Origin of the sequence: Streptococcus infantis, from assembly GCF_047465035.1 — a bacterium.
Taxonomy (GTDB): domain Bacteria; phylum Bacillota; class Bacilli; order Lactobacillales; family Streptococcaceae; genus Streptococcus; species Streptococcus infantis_T.
In genome coordinates this window covers 1-19,840 of the sequence record NZ_JASHAQ010000009.1, presented here as the reverse complement: position 1 = coordinate 19,840, position 19,840 = coordinate 1, and the positions used below count along the sequence as shown (strand labels likewise).

At 38.5% G+C, this 19,840-nt stretch carries 13 protein-coding genes; 12 read left to right on the top strand and 1 reads right to left on the bottom strand.

The window, feature by feature from the left end; translation table 11 throughout:
• Positions 1-35: 35 nt before the first annotated feature.
• Positions 36-647: a peptide deformylase gene (gene def / locus QM406_RS05470; protein ID WP_001272935.1), complete on the bottom strand. Its 612-nt coding sequence runs from the start codon at positions 645-647 to the stop codon at positions 36-38.
• A gap of 160 nt (positions 648-807) precedes the next feature.
• Between def and QM406_RS05465 the strand changes: the two genes are divergently transcribed.
• From QM406_RS05465 to QM406_RS05410, 12 genes are all read left to right on the top strand, one after another.
• Positions 808-2,127: a CapA family protein gene (locus QM406_RS05465; protein WP_414273652.1), complete on the top strand. Its 1,320-nt coding sequence runs from the start codon at positions 808-810 to the stop codon at positions 2,125-2,127.
• A 21-nt stretch (positions 2,128-2,148) separates the two neighbouring features.
• Positions 2,149-2,976: an HAD family hydrolase gene (locus tag QM406_RS05460; RefSeq protein ID WP_414273651.1), complete on the top strand. Its 828-nt coding sequence runs from the start codon at positions 2,149-2,151 to the stop codon at positions 2,974-2,976.
• A gap of 1 nt (position 2,977) precedes the next feature.
• Positions 2,978-3,613, top strand: coding sequence for an SGNH/GDSL hydrolase family protein (locus QM406_RS05455; protein ID WP_414273650.1), 636 nt, complete (start codon positions 2,978-2,980; stop codon positions 3,611-3,613).
• Between the two features lie 522 nt (positions 3,614-4,135).
• Positions 4,136-4,843, top strand: coding sequence for a glucosamine-6-phosphate deaminase (locus QM406_RS05450; RefSeq protein WP_049508421.1), 708 nt, complete (start codon positions 4,136-4,138; stop codon positions 4,841-4,843).
• Positions 4,844-4,912: 69 nt separating this feature from the next.
• Positions 4,913-5,218: a hypothetical protein gene (locus tag QM406_RS05445; RefSeq protein WP_414273649.1), complete on the top strand. Its 306-nt coding sequence runs from the start codon at positions 4,913-4,915 to the stop codon at positions 5,216-5,218.
• A 129-nt stretch (positions 5,219-5,347) separates the two neighbouring features.
• Positions 5,348-5,524 carry a 30S ribosomal protein S21 gene (gene rpsU, locus QM406_RS05440; RefSeq protein ID WP_000048054.1) on the top strand — a complete coding sequence of 59 codons (177 nt, stop codon included), beginning with the start codon at positions 5,348-5,350 and terminating at the stop codon, positions 5,522-5,524.
• Positions 5,525-5,653: 129 nt separating this feature from the next.
• Positions 5,654-6,589 carry an HPr(Ser) kinase/phosphatase gene (hprK, locus tag QM406_RS05435; protein ID WP_194251822.1) on the top strand — a complete coding sequence of 312 codons (936 nt, stop codon included), beginning with the start codon at positions 5,654-5,656 and terminating at the stop codon, positions 6,587-6,589.
• The gene (gene lgt, locus QM406_RS05430) at positions 6,582-7,370 is read left to right on the top strand and encodes a prolipoprotein diacylglyceryl transferase (RefSeq protein ID WP_153224908.1); all 789 of its coding nucleotides are present in this window, start codon (positions 6,582-6,584) and stop codon (positions 7,368-7,370) included. Before hprK ends, lgt begins: the two co-directional genes overlap by 8 nt.
• A 1-nt stretch (position 7,371) precedes the next feature.
• Positions 7,372-7,755 carry a DUF948 domain-containing protein gene (locus tag QM406_RS05425; protein WP_153224907.1) on the top strand — a complete coding sequence of 128 codons (384 nt, stop codon included), beginning with the start codon at positions 7,372-7,374 and terminating at the stop codon, positions 7,753-7,755.
• Positions 7,756-7,770: 15 nt separating this feature from the next.
• Positions 7,771-8,166 carry a YtxH domain-containing protein gene (locus tag QM406_RS05420; RefSeq protein WP_414273648.1) on the top strand — a complete coding sequence of 132 codons (396 nt, stop codon included), beginning with the start codon at positions 7,771-7,773 and terminating at the stop codon, positions 8,164-8,166.
• A 466-nt stretch (positions 8,167-8,632) separates the two neighbouring features.
• The gene (locus QM406_RS05415) at positions 8,633-15,139 is read left to right on the top strand and encodes a G5 domain-containing protein (protein ID WP_414273647.1); all 6,507 of its coding nucleotides are present in this window, start codon (positions 8,633-8,635) and stop codon (positions 15,137-15,139) included.
• Between the two features lie 518 nt (positions 15,140-15,657).
• Positions 15,658-19,840, top strand: a 4,183-nt coding sequence (locus QM406_RS05410; RefSeq protein ID WP_414273646.1) for a Rib/alpha-like domain-containing protein, incomplete at its 3' end; no start/stop codon positions are given.

The window sequence follows — 19,840 nt, the reverse complement described above, 5'->3', positions numbered from 1 at the left end:
ATAACACAAAATCCCGTCTTGCAACGGGATTTTCTTTATTCAAGAATGAGCAAGCCATCTTTAACTTCAAATGGGTCTTTTTCATTGATACGATCGTAGAACATAATGCCATTTAAGTGGTCAATTTCGTGTTGAACTACAATAGAGTTATAGCCTTTTAGTTTGATGCGGTGCTTTTCTCCATCTTTATCAAAATAGTCGACAGTTACTCGAGCGTGGCGGATAACATAACCTGGAACAGCACGGTCAACAGATAAGCAACCTTCCCCTTCGCCTAGGGCAGCATCTTGGACTGAATGTGAGACGATTTTAGGATTGTACATTACAGCTTGTAAGTCATAGGCTTCTTGAGGAGTTTCACCTTCCTCAGTGATATTTGGTACCAGTACGGCGATGATGCGTTTTGAGATATCCAGCTGTGGTGCAGCAAGCCCAACACCCCCACGTAGACCTAATTTTTCAGCCATAACAGGATCTTGCGAGTGTTTCAAAAATTGCATCATTTTTTCTCCAAGAATGATATCTTGGTCGCTCAAGGGGAAAGAGACCTCCTCGGCAACGGCACGAAGAGTAGGGTTCCCTTCGCGGATAATATCTTTCATATCGATTAAGTGAGCAGCTTTGGTAATTCGTTCTATAGCAGACATATTCTTTCCTTTCCTTCTATTACAATTACATGATAACACAAAACAGATGAGAAAGAAAGTCACAGAAGTTGCTAAAAAATAATATAATAAAAAGAAATACCAATTTGTCTGTGGTATAATAAGGTAAGGTGACTTGCATCAAAAAGTAGGGAGAAAAAATTTGGAACAACGTAGTAGAAAAAGAAAAAAAGGTCCTGTTCTATATGCTATTAGACATTCTGTTCGATTTTTCAGGAACTATAAGCAGTGGAACAATCGCACTTTTATTGTGGTCTTGTTAGCTTCGGTAGCTGTCTCGATGATTTTTACTTTATTAGTGGAAGGAACCCGAGGAATTTCTTTAAGCAGTAGTAATCCAAGTGCTGTGCAGAAAAAGTTAAATTCTCAGGAAAAGAATGCAGATACGGAGCAAGAAACAAGTGCGCGTATAATGGCAAATGGTGATATCCTCTATCATATTCCGATTTATCGAACTGCTCTAAAAGAAGATGGGACTTATGATTTCCATGAAAATTTTGAGTATGTAAAACCTTGGCTAAAGCAAGCAGACTTAGTTCTTGGTGATTTTGAAGGAACTGTAAATAAAGACCATTATCTCGCAGGTTATCCCTTGTTTAATGCACCTGGTGAAGTCATGGACGCTATAAAAGATGCTGGTTATCAGGTCTTAGACTTGGCTCACAATCATATTTTGGATTCTCAGATTGAGGGAGTTTTTTCAACTGCAGATGCTATCGAAAAAGCTGGAATGACACCAATTGGTGTTTATACTCATGAACCACGAGAGAAAGCACCGATAGTCATCAAGGAAGTTAACGGGATTAAAGTTGCCCTTTTAGCCTATTCTTATGGATTTAACGGCATTGAAGAATACATTTCTAAAGAAGACTATGATAATCATCTTTCTGACTTAAATGAAGACAAGATGAAGGCTGAAATTGAACGAGCAGAGAGGGAAGCGGATATTACAATTATCATGCCTCAGATGGGAATTGAGTACCAATTGGAACCAACTGAAGAACAAAAGATTCTCTATCACAAGATGATTGATTGGGGAGCTGATATTATCTTTGGTGGTCATCCTCACGTAGTTGAGCCTGCTGAAACGGTTGAGAAAGATGGGGACAAGAAACTCATTATCTATTCTATGGGGAATTTCATCTCAAATCAGCGAATTGAGACTATGCAAGATGAGGAAAATGCAAAATGGACAGAACGTGGTGTTCTCATGGATGTGACCATTAAGAAAAAAGCAGGTAAGACTACGATTGAGACGGCTAAAGCACATCCCAGCTGGGTTAATAGGACACCAAAAGGAACTTATTCTCCAGAAGGCTATCCGCTCTATTTGTACCAGACCTACATTTTAGAAGATTTTATAGAGGGTGGGAAATACCGTAGTCAGTTAGATGAAGATACCAAGGAACGGATTGATACAGCCTATAAAGAAATGAACGAGCATGTAGGTTTGAAGTGGTAGTGACATTAAAAGAGGAGCAAGATGGATATTAAGATAATAGCGACGGATATGGATGGTACTTTGTTGGATCCTCAAGGACAACTGGACCTACCTCGACTAGAGAAAATTTTAGATCAGTTAGATCAACGTGGCGTTCGTTTTGTCATTGCAACTGGAAATGAAGTTCATCGAATGCGACAATTACTGGGACATCTAGCAGAAAGAGTAGTTCTTGTGGTTGCTAATGGTGCTCGTATATTCGAAAATGATCAATTGATTCAAGCTCAGACTTGGGATGATGCTATGGTTGATAAGGCTTTGGGCCATTTTAAAGGCAGAGAGTGTCAGGATCAGTTTGTCGTAACTGCTATGAATGGCGGTTTTGTGAAAGAAGGCACCGTTTTTACTCAACTTGAAAATTTTATGACTCCGGAGATGATAGAGAAATTCTATCAACGAATGCACTTTGTTGATGAATTTGACTCAAGTCTCTTTGGAGGTGTCCTCAAGATGAGTATGGTTGTTGGAGAAGAACGATTAAATTCTGTTTTACAAGAAATCAATGACTTGTTTGATGGTCAGGTGCGAGCTGTTTCTAGTGGATATGGCTGTATTGATATCTTACAGGATGGCATTCATAAGGCGTGGGGCCTAGAAGAATTGCTCAAACGTTGGAACTTAAAACCTGACCAAATCATGGCCTTTGGTGATAGTGAAAATGACATCGAAATGTTAGAGTTGGCAGGAATTTCTTACGCCATGGAAAATGCTGAGGAGTCTGTCAAGAAAGTTGCGACAAAAGTGGCGCCAGCCAACAGTCAGGCAGGTGTTTACCAAGCTTTAGAAAACTGGCTAGAAGAAGGAGAATAACTTGGCAGTACAACTATTAGAGAACTGGCTCTTAAAAGAGCAAGAGAAAATCCAAACCAAGTATCGTGAACTCAATCAGATTTCTGTAATTGAACCAGATATCATTTTTATCGGGGATTCCATTATAGAGTATTATCCCTTGCAAGAATTATTGGGAACGTCAAAAACCATTGTGAACCGAGGGATTCGAGGCTACCAGACTGGACTTTTACAAGAAAATCTTGATGCCCATCTCTATGGCGATGCAGTGGATCAAATTGTGCTTTTGATTGGGACAAATGACATCGGAAAAGATGTTCCAATAAATGAAGCGCTAAACAATCTTGAGAGTGTGATTCAAACTATTTCACGCGACTATCCACTGTCACAGATAAAGCTAGTTTCAATCTTGCCGGTCAATGAGGGGGAGAATTTTAAACAGACAGTTTATATTCGTACCAATGAGAAAATCAAGGCCTGGAACCAAGCCTATCAAGACCTTGCCTCTGCCTATATGCAGGTTGAATTTGTGCCTGTTTTTGAGAACTTACTCGATCAAGAGGGGCAACTCAAGGCAGACTATACAACGGATGGTCTTCATCTCAGTGTCGCTGGTTATCAAGCTTTATCAAATACTTTAAAAAAATATATTTTATAGATTCAGTATAGATGAACAAGATTTTTTATGATTAATATTTTTTGTAAAATAAATATGTTGCTAATATTATTAAAAAAATTCTTTCAATGCTAGCAATCTCATGTTAGTTGATGATACTATTCACTTGTCGGAGGATATACTAAATAATAGACCTTGAAAGTATAGTGAAGTGAAATAAAATCTGGATAAATTGATTAAGGAAGTCAAATCAATTTCTCGCAATGTTTTAGAAGTCACAGTGCACTATTCTGTATGCAATCTACTATCTGCTCTTCATTTGACAATTCGATACAATAAAAAGCTCCATAATATCTATAGGAATTTGCCTATTACAAATATTATCGAGCTTTTTTGGCTCTTTCCTACTATTTGTCAAGTCTATCAAGGTTTTAAGAATCAAATGAGACAAGACAGTAGCTGTTTTGAGGCTACTGTCATATTTTCAACAAAAATAAATCGTTTTCACTTGACAAAAATTGGTCTATACCATATAATAAAATAAAGAATATGGAGGACAAAATTATGAAAGTTATTCAAGTGGAAAATCCAATTGAAGGTGGAAAAGTTGCTTTTGATATCTTAAAAGAAAAATTGGAAAACGGTGCACAAACATTGGGACTTGCAACAGGAAGTAGCCCTCTGGAATTTTACCAACGAATCGTTGAGAGCGATCTTGATTTTTCAAATCTTACAAGTGTGAACTTGGATGAGTACGTAGGTCTTGATGGGGACAATCCTCAATCATACCGTTACTTTATGCAAGAAAATCTATTCAACAAGAAGCCATTTAAAGAAAGTTTCTTGCCACGTGGTGTCAAGGATAATGCAGAAGCAGAAGTAGAACGCTACAACCAAATTCTTGCTGACCATCCAGTTGACCTACAAATCTTAGGAATTGGCCGCAATGGTCATATTGGCTTTAATGAACCAGGCACACCATTTGATAGCCAAACTCACCTTGTAGAGCTAGATCAGTCTACAATCGAAGCTAACGCGCGCTTCTTTGAGAAGATTGAAGATGTTCCAACTCAAGCTATTTCAATGGGGATTAAAAATATTTTGGATGCTAAATCTATCCTTCTCTTTGCTTATGGGGAATCAAAAGCAGAAGCTATCGCTGGAACTGTTGAAGGTCCTGTGACAGAAAGTCTACCTGCAAGTAGCCTGCAAAACCATCCAGATGTGACCATTATCGCAGATGCAGCAGCACTCAGCTTGTTAAAAAAATAAGATTTTTATCATTAAAGACCATTCGATCCTATGGATTGGGTGGTTTTTTGGTCTGGATATATTTCAAATATGATGAGGGATGAAAATCAAAATTTTTTGTATTTTTTACATGAAGAAGACAAATTTGACTGTTCATCACTTTCTGCTTTTTGTCAGTATTTAGCAAAGATAGAAGCTATCAGTTTAGGTCAACTAAAGTATTTACATTTTATTCAAGAGCAGATACTTAAACACCTTGTCTGGCATTTTGAGAGTCAGGATGTGTATATCATTTCTGATCTACCGTCAGATTATTGGGAGTACCTAGATCACATGGGGTTAGAAATTAAAAAATTAAGTGTTTGTTTAGAACAAACCTTAGAAGTGGAGAACTAGGCTAGACATAATGGTAAAATCTTGTAAATTTTAAATTGAATGATTTGGGAGAATTTCATTTTTTTCTTGACAATTTTCTTTATTCCGTGTAAAATAGAATAGATCTTGAACTTGAAGGGAGTGAAAAAAATGTCTAAAACAGTAGTACGTAAGAATGAATCTCTTGACGATGCACTTCGTCGTTTCAAACGTGCAGTTACTAAAGCTGGTACTCTTCAAGAAACACGCAAACGTGAATTCTATGAAAAACCTTCTGTAAAACGTAAACGTAAGTCAGAAGCAGCTCGTAAACGTAAAAAATTCTAATTAATAAGAAAGGCTAGAGTAATCTAGTCTTTTTTGCTTTAAATAAATCCTATAAATTCTGCAAAATTCTGAAACTTCCTCCTACAATTTGATATAATAGAGGGAAGAACTTGATTGAAGGAGAAAATTATGTCGGTTTTAGTCAAAGAAGTGATTGATAAGCTCAGACTAGACATTGTCTATGGTGAGACTGAATTACTTGAAAAGAAAATCAATACTGCGGATATTACGCGACCAGGGCTTGAAATGACGGGGTATTTTGACTACTATACTCCAGAGCGGATTCAACTTTTGGGAATGAAAGAGTGGTCTTATCTGATTAGTATGTCTTCTCATAACCGCTACCAGGTTTTGAAAAAGATGTTTCAACCAGAAACACCTGCAGTTATTGTTGCGCGTGGTTTAGTAGTTCCAGAGGAAATGCTAAAGGCTGCTAGAGAATGTAAAATCGCTATTTTAACGAGTCGTACAGCAACAAGTCGTCTGTCTGGGGAATTGTCAAGTTACCTAGATTCTCGTTTGGCTGAGCGTGAAAGTGTACATGGTGTCTTGATGGACATCTATGGTATGGGTGTGTTAATCCAGGGCGACAGTGGTATTGGTAAGAGTGAGACAGGTCTAGAACTCGTGAAACGAGGACACCGTTTGGTAGCGGATGACCGTGTAGATATCTTTGCTAAGGATGAAATGACTCTCTGGGGTGAACCAGCTGAAATCTTGAAGCATTTACTTGAGATTCGTGGTGTTGGTATTATAGATGTGATGAGTCTTTATGGTGCCAGTGCAGTTAAGGATTCTTCACAAGTTCAGTTGGCTGTCTATCTAGAAAATTATGACACACAAAAGACTTTTGATCGCCTAGGCAATAATGCTGAAGAATTGGAGATTTCTGGAGTAGCCATTCCGCGTATCCGCATTCCTGTAAAAACAGGACGTAATATTTCTGTCGTTATCGAAGCAGCAGCGATGAATTATCGTGCTAAGGAAATGGGCTTTGATGCTACTCGATTGTTTGAAGAAAGATTGACAAATCTGATTGCAAAGAACGAGGTGAAAGATGATTGATCCAATCGCTTTTCAAATTGGTCCTTTAGCTGTTAGATGGTATGCACTCTGCATTGTTTCAGGTCTTGTTTTAGCGGTATACCTTGCCAGTAAAGAAGCGCCTAAAAAGAAGATTTTATCTGATGATATTTTGGACTTTATCTTAATTGCCTTTCCTTTATCCATCATTGGTGCTAGACTCTACTATGTTATTTTTAGATTTGATTACTATAGCCAACATCTGGGAGAGATTTTTGCTATTTGGAATGGTGGTCTTGCGATTTATGGCGGTTTAATTACTGGAGCGATTGTTCTCTATATCTTTGCTGATCGCAAATTAATCAATACTTGGGATTTCTTAGATATTGCAGCTCCGAGCGTCATGATTGCTCAGAGTTTAGGGCGTTGGGGAAACTTCTTTAACCAAGAAGCTTATGGAGCAGTCGTTGAAAATCTTGATTACTTACCTGATTTTATTAAGAATCAAATGTATATTGATGGCTCATACCGCCAACCAACCTTCTTATACGAATCTATCTGGAATCTGATCGGTTTTGCCTTGATTGTCATTTTTAGACGCCGATTAAAGAATATCCGTCGTGGTCAGATCACTGCCTTTTATCTAATTTGGTACGGATTTGGACGTATGATTATCGAGGGAATGCGTACGGATAGTCTCATGTTCTTTGGGCTCCGAGTATCCCAGTGGTTGTCTGCCCTATTGATTGGCCTTGGTATTTATATCATCTTTTATCAAAATCGGGAAAAAGCACCATTTTATAATGTAAAAAAGGAGAATTAAAATGTTAGAAGTGGCTTATATTATTGTGGCAATTGCCTTGGTTGTATTTTTAGTTTATCTGATTATTACCCTTCAAAAAGTTGGTCGTGTAATTGATGAAACTGAAAAAACTGTTAAAACTTTAACATCAGATGTAGATGTAACTCTTCATCAAACAAATGAATTGCTTACAAAGGTCAATGTTCTGGTTGATGATATCAACGTTAAAGTGGCAACGATTGACCCCCTCTTTACAGCAGTGGCTGATTTGTCTGTTTCTGTATCAGACCTTAATGATCAAGCGCGTGTTTTGAGTAAAAAGGCATCATCTGCTGGTTCAAAAACATTGAAGACTGGCGCAGGCTTGTCAGCTATTCGAGTTGCAAGTAAATTTTTCAAAAAATAAAAAAGGAGTAAGCTAATGGGTAAACTATCATCTATCTTTCTAGGAACTGTTTCAGGTGTTGCTGCAGCCTTGTTTTTAACAAGTGATAAAGGTAAGCAAGTGAGAAGCCATGCACAAGAATTTTTAGAAGATCTAAAAGAAGATCCTGAGTATGCTAAAGAGCAGGTTTGTGAAAAATTAACGGATGTCAAAGAACAAACCAAAGAATTTGTTCTTAAAACAAAAGAGCAGATTGAATCTGGGGAAATTACTCTTGACACTGTTCTTGATAAAGCAAAATATCATGCTCAACAAGCGACTGAAGCTTCAAAAGAAACCTTGAATCATTTTAAATCACAACTGGAAGAGAAAATAGTTGTGGAAGAAAAAGAAAATGGTCAAGAAATTGTCATCGAGCTTCAAGAAAATTAATATATAATCACCATTTCTTGGTTTTCTAGAAAATCAAGAATGGTGATTTTTTTTCTTTTAATGAACTCTTTGTGATATAATGGCAGTATAGAAAGTGCAATATTTAGATTTCTTTCTTAATTTACTGAAATTTTAACAGCAAGTTATTGATCTTCATATGGACGGGGAAATGTACCTAGGTGATAAAATAGAAAAAGATAACCTTGTACTTTTTTACAGAGTTTTTTGGAAGTCTAAAATTAGCGGTTCTGTCCGTAACCTAAATAACCCGCCTGATGAACTGGGTGACTGGGTTTAGCTATTACAACAACTAGTTATTTAAAGATTGAAAGGATTTAAAATGTGATGTATTAAAGTAGAGTAAACTTCCTAAATTTTAGGAGAAACAAAAATTATGATTTTGTTAACAGAAGATGTTAACGTTTTCTATATTAAGTATGAAAAATAGTTAAAAGGATTGGATAACATGAAAGATATCTTTAATAAACGCCAACGTTTTTCGATTCGGAAGTTTTCTGTTGGAGCGGCATCTGTACTAATAGGGGTTGCCTTGTTTGCTCCAACTCAAGGAGTTTTGGCTTCTACGGAAAATAATGATAAATCAGGGATAGAAGTTAATTCTGAGATTGACAATTCACTGCCGACTGTGGAGATCAAAGAAGAAGTTCAAAGTATCTCAGAACATCGAAACAATGCTTCTTCTGAGATAGATGCTAAAGAGATTTCAACAGTAGCTACAAAAGAGACAGTTCTAGATACTTCTGGTGGTAAGGAAACTATCAATTCGACGGCAACTACTTTGGTGGCTGGTGAAGACAGATCAAGTGCTTCAGAGGTTAGAGCAGCATCAAATCCTACTGAGATTAAAAAATATGAATTGACTGAGGAAGATGCTAAAAAAATCAAAGCAGGAATAATCGGTTCAGAAGGTGATCAACTTGATAGTTTATTAGTTAATGGTCCCAAGTTAAATCCAGAAGGTTATACAGATGATGATTACTTGAAGGATAAAGAAGAGCTTTATATTTATGAAAAAAATGGGAAAAAGTATGTAGGTTATAATAGTCATCCGCTACTAGAGGATACTGATGGTGATGGTATTATTGACAGTGACGAAAAGTCAGATGAAAAATTAAAATGGAATGTAAGTGAACGTGATATGATTATGTTCATGGAATTGTCCTACCGTGACGATAAGTACATTGACAGAGTACTGGATCATAAGACACCTTTAACAGAAGCAGAGTTATACAAAAAGAAAGGTGAAAGTAAACCACGCTATGAATATATGATGATGAATAGGGAATTGGGACCTTATTGGAAAAGAAAGAAAAGTTATCATACATCCAGTGGACTTGATGCTGTATTATTTGAGACTAAGAGCGATTTCTTATATTTACCAAATGGAACTGCCCAGGTACTAGCATTTCGTGGAACTAGTGATTCTAAAGACATAGGTGCTGATATAACACTTGGAACAGGTGGTAACCCTAAACAAGCTAAAGAAGCAGAAGAAATTATGCGTGAATTAGCTAAGGATAAGAGTATCACCAACCTTTATCTAACAGGACATTCTCTGGGAGGATATTTAGTACAACGGGCAATGGTTGAAGCCTATCAGTTGGCGTATTCTGACAGCAGAGTCATGTCTACTAAAGAACAGCTGGCTTATAGAAACTTTTATAATAATGTATTAAAAAAAGGAACAACATTTAATGCCCCAAAAGTTGTGACAAGTTTGGTTTCTGGTCGTGAATTTTGGCAGAAAGGTTTAGATAGCAAAAAAATAGCTAAGTTAGGGAAATTGACTCATTATATTGTTGATAATGATTCGACGATAAGAAAAGGTGTCAGCAATGATAGTGATGTTATTATAAATGTTGGGGATACAAAAGGAGGGCATAGTTCCCGTTCTTATTTTGAAGCCGATATGATTAATAGACGACCAGAGTTTATTTCTGGGAAACGAATTTCCTTAGATGGGATAGGTTTTCAAAATCCTAAGATTACTACAGCCAAGTCTCTAGAAAAAGTTGGAGAAACTACTGTATATAGCAAACTCGGAAATGACATCATTAAGTCAACAACTGTTAGTATTAAGGATCCTGATACAGGAAATATTACTAAGAATACAACTGATGAAATCTTCAAGAAAGATGGTGCCAAGGACAAAGTAGAAACAACAGAAATCCCATCATCTAAGAAATACGTAAAAGATGATACACGCGAAAAAGGACAAGATAATATTGAAGTACCTGGAAAAACTGGGAAACAGACGGTAACAACAACTTATAGTGTAAATCCTAACACTGGAGATCTTATTGAACATGTAGGACAACCAGTAGTTAAGCAACCGGCAATAGAAACAGTTGTCAAAGTCGCAGCCAAGGATGAAGTAGAATACATTAAAAGAGGAGCCGACGTTGTTAAGAAGACAACAAACTACACAGTAAACTCAAAAACTGGCAATCTTACTTCGACTGAGAAGGAAGAAGTAGTCAATAGAGGGGGCGCGAAGGATATAGTTGAGTATAATTCAGTTGAACCCAAAACAGTTTATTTAAAAGATGAGAACAGTCCAAAAGGTACTGATACTGTTCAATTTTCAGGGAAATCAGGACAAACTAAAGTCACCACAACATATAGCGTAAATCCAGTAAATGGAACCCTAACTCCATCAAAAGGCAAACCAGAAGTCGTAACTATACCAATAGCTAGAGTTGTAAAAGTGGGAGCGAAGGACAAAGTAGTAGAAACACCGATTGAACCTGAAGTAGAATACGTTAAAGATGTTGAAAAAGACTTCGGTACAACATCTCAGCGTACTGAGGGTAAAAAAGGTAAAACAGTTGTTACAACCACTTATGATGTAGATTCAAAGGACGGTCATATCACAGAACACGTTGGTACCCCAGTCGTCACCCCAGCAGGTAAGACAATCGTTAAAGTTGGTGCGAAAACTAAGGTTGAACAATCTAAAGATTCTGAAGGTCGCGATGTGATTGATACCACTACCTATGAAGTTGATCCAAAAACAGGTAAGGTAACTCCAACAACCGTTCGAACTTATGGGAAAACGAAAGAACCAACAGTCGAGAAGAAAGTAGTACCATCCCCAGTAGTTTATGAAAAAGATGGTACGAAAGAAAAAGGCACAGCCCCAACTACTGTTAAAGGTGAAGGTGGTGAAGACACTATCACAACAACTTACACTGTGGACACTAATACTGGAAAGATTATAGTAAGTGAAGGAAAACCAGTTCGTACGAAAGAACCAACGAATACTATTGTCAAAGTCGCAGCCAAGGACAAAGTAGTAGAAACCCCAATTGAACCTGAAGTTGAATATGTTAGAGATGGTGAACGAGAAGTTGACACACCTAATGAACGTATTGAAGGAGCTAAAGGTAAAACAGTTACTACAACCACTTACGATGTAGATTCAAACGATGGTCATATCACAGAACACGTTGGCAACCCAGTCGTCACCCCAGCAGGTAAGACAGTCATTAAAGTTGGTGCGAAAACTAAGGTTGAACGTAATAAGGATAACCAAGGTCGCGATGTGATTGATACCACTACCTATGAAGTTGATTCAAAAACAGGTAAGGTAACTCCAACAACCGTTCGAACTTATGGGAAAACGAAAGCACCAACGGTTGAGAAGAGAGTAGTACCATCACCTGTTGTCTATGAAAAAGATGATACGAAAGAAAAAGGTACAGCCCCAACTACTGTTAAAGGTGAAGATGGTGAAGACACTATCACAACCATTTACACTGTGGATCCTAATACTGGAAAGATTACAGCAAATGAAGGTCAACCAGTTCGTACGAAAGCACCAACTAATACTATTGTTAAAGTTGCAGCGAAGGATAAAGTAGAAACAACCGAAATCCCATCACCTAAGAAATATGTGAAAGATGATACACGCGATAAAGGCCAAGACAATGTAGAAGAAGCAGGCCAAGCAGGTTCAAGCACTATCACAACAACATATAGTGTTGATCCTACTACAGGTGCTATTACAGAAACAGTAGGAAAACCAGTAGTAGTAAATCCAACAGAAACTATTGTCAAGGTTCCAGCGAAGGATAAAGTAGAAACAACCGAAATCCCATCACCTAAGAAATACGTAAAAGATGATACGCGCGATAAAGGCCAAGACAATGTAGAAGAAGCAGGACAAGCAGGTTCAAGCACAGTAACAACTACTTACGAAGTAAATCCATCAGATGGAACAATTACAGAAAGAGTAGGAGAACCAGTAGTAGTAAATCCAACAGTAACAATTGTCAAAGTCGCAGCCAAGGACAAAGTAGTAGAAACCCCGATTGAACCAGAAGTTGAGTATGTTAGAGATGGTGAACGAGAAGTTGACACACCTAATGAACGCGTTGAAGGAGCTAAAGGTAAAACAGTTACTACAACCACTTACGATGTAGATTCAAAGGACGGTCATATCACAGAACACGTTGGTAACCTAGTCGTCACCCCAGCAGGTAAGACAATTGTTAAAGTTGGTGCAAAAACTAAGGTTGAACAATCTAAAGATTCTGAAGGTCATGATGTGATTGATACCACTACCTATGAAGTTGATTCAAAAACAGGTAAGGTAACTCCAACAACCGTTCGAACTTATGGGAAAACGAAAGCACCAACAGTTGAGAAGAGAGTAGTACCATCACCTGTTGTCTATGAAAAAGATGATACGAAAGAAAAAGGTACAGCCCCAACTACTGTTAAAGGTGAAGATGGTGAAGACACTATCACAACCATTTACACTGTGGATCCTAATACTGGAAAGATTACAGCAAGTGAAGGTAAACCAGTTCGTACGAAAGAACCAACGAATACAGTCGTCAAAGTCGCAGCGAAGGATAAAGTAGAAAAAACAGAAATCCCATCACCTAAGAAATATGTAAAAGATGATACGCGCGAAAAAGATCAACCAAATGTGGAAGAAGCAGGCCAAGCAGGTTCAATCACTATCACAACAACATATAGTGTTGATCCTACTACAGGTGCTATTACAGAAACAGTAGGAAAACCAGTAGTAGTGAATCCAACAGAAATTATTGTCAAGGTTCCAGCGAAGGACAAAGTAGTAGAAACACCGATTGAACCAGAAGTTGAGTATGTTAGAGATGGTGAACGAGAAGTTGGCACACCTGATGACCGCGTTGAAGGAGCTAAAGGTAAAACAGTTACTACCACTACTTACGATGTAGATTCAAACGATGCTCATATCACAGAACACATTGGTAACCCCGTCGTCACCCCAGCAGGTAAGACAATCGTTAAAGTAGGAGCTAAAACTAAGGTTGAACAATCTAAAGATTCTGAAGGTCATGATGTGATTGATACCACTACCTATGAAGTTGATTCAAAAACAGGTAAGGTAACTCCAACAACTGTTCGAACTTATGGGAAAACGAAAGAACCAACAGTTGAGAAGAGAGTAGTACCATCACCTGTTGTCTATGAAAAAGATGATACGAAAGAAAAAGGTACAGCCCCAACTACTGTTAAAGGTGAAGATGGCGAAGACACTATCACAACCACTTACACTGTGGATCCTAATACTGGAAAGATTACAGCAAGTGAAGGTAAACCAGTTCGTACGAAAGAACCAACGAATACAGTCGTCAAAGTCGCAGCGAAGGATAAAGTAGAAAAAACAGAAATCCCATCACCTAAGAAATATGTAAAAGATGATACGCGCGAAAAAGATCAACCAAATGTGGAAGAAGCAGGCCAAGCAGGTTCAATCACTATCACAACAACATATAGTGTTGATCCTACTACAGGTGCTATTACAGAAACAGTAGGAAAACCAGTAGTAGTGAATCCAACAGAAACAATTGTCAAAGTCGCAGCGAAGGACAAAGTAGTAGAAAACCCGATTGAACCAGAAGTTGAATATGTTAGAGATGGTGAACGAGAAGTTGGCACACCTGATGACTGCGTTGAAGGAGCTAAAGGTAAAACAGTTACAACAACCACTTACGATGTAGATTCAAACGACGGTCATATCACAGAACACGTTGGCAATCCAGTCGTCACCCCAGCAGGTAAGACAATTGTTAAAGTTGGTGCAAAAACTCAGATTGAACAATCTAAAGATTCTGAAGGCCGTGATGTGATTGATATCACTACCTATGAAGTTGATCCAAAAACAGGTAAGGTAACTCCAACAACCGTTCGAACTTATGGGAAAACGAAAGAACCAAAAGTAGAGTTAGAACAGGATCCTAAGACAGGTGATGTTACAGTGACACCGAAGAAGCCAGATGGGTCAACATATCCACCAGGAACTAAGGTAGAAATCTCAGGTAAAGATGGTAATCCAATCGTCGTTACAATCGATGAAGATGGTAAAGGTAAAGTACCAAACAGTGATCTACCAAACGTAGAAAAAACAGGTACAGGTAAGATTACTGAACCAGGTAAATCATCTGTGGAAGTTCCTAAGGTAACAACTTTTGAAAACGATGCATTATCGGGTTCAATTGCATTGCCAGAGCTAATGATTGAGGTTAGATGGAATGATGAGGATGGGAATGTCTTGAAATCATCAGTTAAGACAGGAGATGCAGGAGCAGCTGGTCATGGAGTAATTCCGAGATATGAATTTTTAAGAACTGAAGTCGATGATAAAGAACCTATAATCACACATATTTTCAGAAAAGTAAGTTCAAATACAATTCAAGTTCTTCCAGTAACACCTGATACTAATGGTGATTCTAGTCAATCCACAGATCCACTAGCTACTCCAATTCAAGATGCTGTTAGTCCGAATGCAAATCACAGATCTACTACAGCTACTATTGATAAGGAATCTAAGTCAAATGGTTCTCAAAATGTATTGCCAAGACTTGGAACAGAGTCAAGTATGACTCTTGCATCTTTAGGGCTTCTTGGTATGCTAAGTGGTCTCGGACTTGCGTTTGGAAAGAAAAAAGAAGACTAAAATAAGCATTTCGTTAAAGATTGAACTACTCACTGTTAAGTGAACGATGAAATAATAAAAGATCAAAAAACGACCTTGTTACTCATTTGAAGAAGTACAAGGTCGTTTTTGTATTCTTGAAAAAAGTAGGCGTCAATATTCGTACCAAGCCCCTCTCAAAATATTGTATGTCTTTAATCCTAGTGCTCAGTTTTGAAATGTTCCCAAAAGTTCTCAACCGGTGAGCGATTAGTACACTTGCCAATCTGATATATAGAGAATGTCATCAGAAAGGAGAATCTTTCTGTTTTATTTAAACAAAATATATATTAATGTATTATAGACATTCGAATATGTTTGCGCTTTATTCGAGAGATTGAATGGCTTTATGCTTGTTTAAATCAATTTAAAATGGTATAATTTGCCTGAAATAGCTATGATGTGTTAAGAGATGGTCATCATAGTAATTTTTATTGTATTATTCCCCAGAGGGAATATTGCTTCTCAATTTGATTTTGTCTTTAATATAAGGAGGAACGATGGAAAAAAAATCAAATTCACTAAGTAGAGTAAAGCGTCGACAACAGGAAAAAGTCTTACGCTTCTCTATTCGTAAGTATAGCTTTGGTGCGGCTTCAGTTGCTGTTGCAGCGCTGATGTTTTTGGGTGCGCGTGTCGTTAGTGCGGATAGCGTAACACCTGTCGACAAACCTCATGTAGAGGCTTTAACTCAAGATACTAGTCCGCTAGCATCGCAGGATAAGGAAGAGCCTGCTAGTTCTGTAAAAGTGGATACAGCTACTGCAAGTCAGCTTGTGGCACAGATCAAAGACCAGCTCCACGTCAAGGAAGCTGCTAATACAGATCTTTTAGTCCGTGCCAAGGAAGAACTTGTCAAGGCTGAACAGACTCTCGCTGATTCAAAAGTGAGTCAAGAAGAAGTGGACGCTTTAGTAGCTCGCTTGACCAATGTTTTGGACCAGCTACGAGCAGTGGAAGTATCTCAAGGCAAAGAAGATAAAAATGGTGAAAGTACACAGGAAGCAACTCCGGAAATCAAGCCAGAAGTAGTGAAGCCAACTCCAGAAATTTCAGCTAAGTCTGAGGAAACTTCAGAAAATACCAATGTTGAGCAACTGGAAAAAGCTAAAGCTAGTCTCAAAGTATCTATTGATCGTTTGGAGCAGGCTATCGCCCAAACACCTGAGAATGACTTGACACGTGAAATCTTGGAAAAAGCTATCGCCCAAGTTGCTGTAGCCAAGTCTGCATTTGGTGGTGTAGAAGTTAGCCTTCGTGATGTTGAGGATATGAATCGTGTCATCAAACGTAACGAAAGCTCTGTTATGATTGCACGTAATCGTTTGACTTCGGGGCGTAATGACGTCCGTAATGGCGCAGCTATCCCAGTTGGGACAACGCTTCGCGCTGATGCGGGGGCAACCTATGACAATGCTGTTGGGCTCTACTTCACAAAGGAAGGAGATGGCTCAGGTTATCCAGCTGGTACCATGCTCTTTAGAGACCGTAACCAAAATACTGCGGATAATCAAAGAGTTAAGGATGTCAAGGATGTCGTTAAGGTTGATGTCACTAAAAACGGAGATACATACGATTGGGTCATTGAGTTTGAAGGTAATCCTGAAAACCACCAAAATGCCCATGCTTGGTTTACCATTCCAACTGGTCATACCTTGGTAGACGACGGTTCGGCATCATTTGGTAGTTACTGGGGTGGTTCTGGTGGAAAACGACGTATTGAAACTCAAGGAAGATTACCACGAAACTTATACGACATTTTTAAAGATCAGGTTAGCTCTACGTCTAAGGATGTTAACATTGGTACCCCTGGTGGAGCTATCGAGCAGGCTTGGGGCAAAGCCGCCACTACCGATGCTTTCTGGAAAGGTGCTGATGGAGAGATTAAAACATTTGAAGAAATCATTTCAAAACCTGATACACTCTATTTTAATCGTACAGGTGGTGCCCGTACGACAACGGAGAAGGATGTTCTGGTATCAGATTATTTGAAGGATTGGTTGATCCAGCATACGCAAAGAGTCTATCATTTTGATATTGATTATCGTGGTAGAACTAAGGATAGTGCATCAAACTATATCTTTCGTTTCAAAACCAAGGCTGCTGAGGGGACTCCACTCATGTATGCAGCAGGGATGCGCTCCTATGAGTTCAGCACCCACCGAAATGATATGCAATGGTATGGTTTGCCATCTCCTAAGGTGACGGGGGCTGATCAAACTATCGAAAAAGGTAAGGAAATTCGACTTGAATTTACAACTAAAGATAATCTAGCAGGATTTTCACTTGGTGATCCAAAACTAGGTTATAATCCAGCTGATTCTATCAAGTTAGTGGATAGTAAGCTGGAACTTAAAGATCAAAAAGTTGAAGTTCAAAAAGTGAGTGATTATGAGCACAAGCTTATTATCACAGGTCGTGTTGCTTCAGATCCTGGCGACTATAAGGTCAAGGTCAAGTCTGTCAATAACGTTGGACAAAGTGCGGAGTTTACATCAACTGTCAAGGTTACACAATCTATTACACCAACATTAGAGTTGAATCAAGATCCTAAGACAGGTGACGTTACAGTAACACCGAAGAAACCAGATGGCTCAACATACCCACCAGAAACTAAGGTAGAAATCCCAGGTAAAGGTGACAAGCCAATCCCAGTCACAATCGGTAAAGACGGTAAAGGTAAAGTACCTAATAGTGATTTACCTGAAGGTAATGTCCCAGGTATAGGTAAGATTACAGAACCAGGTCAACCAACTGTTGAAGTTCCTGATGTAACAACTCCAGCTAAGATAATACCAGCTGACCAGGTAGCACCAACAATTACTAAATTAACTGATAATCGTAATGCAGAAATTGATAGTAAAAACCCACGTAAGATTATCGTTTATCGTGAAGAAGAGTTTAGCGTTGATGTGAACTTAACTGATAACAGTGGTCGCTTGGATAAGATTAAGGTTCACGACAATGCTCAAGCAGTAGCACCATCAGGTAATTTCGAAGTTACAAATGGTGGTCGTCTTGAACTTCCTGCTAATGGTACAAGTATTAACTTCACGGATAAGACAAGTAATTTAGGTCAAGCTGGCAATGCGACAGATACTAACCCATATAAAGTTAATATTTCAGGTCATGTTGGTAAAAATCAGGAAGTCAAAGCTGATGCTAGCAAAAATATCTGGAATCGTTATATTAGTGGATATGACCAAGGAGGTCTGACAAATAACAACACAAACAATAACACTGCTAATAACGCCAATATTCAGATTGAGTTCCGTAAGCAAGCTGATAAATATACACCAACAGCAGTAACAGGCTCTAAAATCGATGTAGCGACAGATGGTACAATCAGTGGTTATGACTCACCAGAGACTTATATTGCCAACAAGTCTGACTTGCCAACTGAAGGTACAACGCCAGGTGCAAGAACGACTTATACATGGAAAGATGGAGAAACTCCAACTGTTAACAATGGTCAAGTCACACGTACAGCGGTAGTTACTTATCCAGATGGTTCAACAGATGAAGTACCTGTAACCTTCACAGTTCGTGACACAGTAGCGCCAACAATTACTAGCTTAACTCCTATTAAGAATGCGGAAATTGATAGTACTAACCCACATAAGATTATCGTTTATCGTGAAGAAGAGTTTAGCGTTGATGTGAACTTAACTGATAACAGTGGTCGCTTGGATAAGATTAAGGTTCACGACAATGCTCAAGCAGTAGCACCATCAGGTAATTTCGAAGTTACAAATGGTGGTCGTCTTGAACTTCCTGCTAATGGTACAAGTATTAACTTCACGGATAAGACAAGTAATTTAGGTCAAGCTGGCAATGCGACAGATACTAACCCATATAAAGTTAATATTTCAGGTCATGTTGGTAAAGATCAGGTTATCAATACTCCAGCTAGTCGAAATATCTGGAATCGTTATATTAGTGGATATGACCAAGAAGGTCTGACAAATAACAACACAAACAATAACACTGCTAATAACGCCAATATTCAGATTGAGTTCCGTAAGCAAGCTGAGAAATATACACCAACAGCTACAAATCCTACAGTGAATCTGACTTCAAATGGAACTGTTCCAGATTTGGGATCACCAGAGACTTATATTGCCAACAAGTCTGACTTGCCGGCTACAGGAACAACACCAGGTACAACAACGACATATGCATGGAAAGCTGGAGAAACTCCAACTGTTAACAATGGTCAAGTCACACGTACAGTAGTAGTTACTTATCCAGATGGCTCAACAGATGAAGTTCCAGTAACTGTTAGGGTTGTAGATCCACGTACAGATGCAGAGAAGAACAATCCAACACCTCAAGAGCAAACTGTTAATGTAGGTGAAACTCCAGATCCTAAGAAATCAATCGGTAATGTAGGAGATCTTCCAAAAGGAACTACAGTTGAATACAAGACTCCAGTAGACACTACAACACCAGGCGATAAGAAAACAACAGCAGTTGTCACTTACCCAGATGGCTCTAAGGATGAAGTTCCAGTAACTGTTAAGGTAGTAGATCCACGTACAGATGCGGATAAGAACACACCAACAGTAGAGTTGGAACAAGATCCTAAGACAGGTGACGTTACGGTAACACCGAAGAAACCAGATGGCTCAACATACAAACCAGGAACTAAGGTAGAAATCCCAGGTAAAGATGGTAAGCCAA